The organism is Streptococcus sp. 2741 (assembly GCF_013276315.1).
GTDB lineage: Bacteria > Bacillota > Bacilli > Lactobacillales > Streptococcaceae > Streptococcus > Streptococcus pseudopneumoniae.
The window spans coordinates 1-709 of record NZ_VMKU01000164.1 but is presented as its reverse complement, the minus strand read 5'-3'; the positions used below and the strand labels follow the sequence as shown (position 1 = coordinate 709).

The following is a 709-nucleotide window of genomic DNA, read 5'->3' as shown; positions in this document are numbered from 1 at the left end:
AACCCCAATTATTCACCCCTAATCTAAAAACCCTCCAGAATCCTTGCCTTAGCTTAGATCCTGGATGGTTTCTTTTTTCACCCAATGGGTGTTTTTTACTAGACAAAAAAGAGTTTCCCCTTTATGGTATAAGTGTAGAAAAAAACACAAAAAGAAAGGAAACTCACATGAACAGTTTACCAAATCATCACTTCCAAAACAAGTCTTTTTACCAACTATCTTTCGATGGAGGTCATTTCACCCAGTATGGTGGTCTTATCTTTTTTCAGGAACTTTTTTCCCAGTTGAAACTAAAAGAGCGGATTTCTAAGTATTTAGTAACGAATGACCAACGCCGCTACTGTCGTTATTCGGATTCAGATATCCTTGTCCAGTTCCTCTTTCAACTGTTAACAGGCTATGGAACGGACTATGCTTGTAAAGAATTGTCAGCTGATGCCTACTTTCCAAAATTGTTGGAAGGAGGGCAGCTTGCTTCACAGCCAACCTTATCCCGTTTTCTTTCCAGAACTGACGAGGAAACAGTCCATAGTTTGCGATGCCTCAACCTTGAATTGGTCGAATTCTTTTTACAGTTTCACCAGCTAAACCAACTCATTGTAGATATCGATTCTACCCATTTCACAACTTATGGCAAGCAAGAAGGTGTTGCTTATAACGCCCACTATCGTGCTCATGGCTATCATCCTCTTTATGCTTTCGAGGGGAA

At 40.1% G+C, this 709-nt stretch carries 1 pseudogene; it reads left to right on the top strand.

From position 1 onward, the window contains the following. Positions 1–167: 167 nt before the first annotated feature. Positions 168–709, top strand: a pseudogene (locus HT671_RS11230) (IS1380-like element ISSpn5 family transposase); the annotation flags it as partial.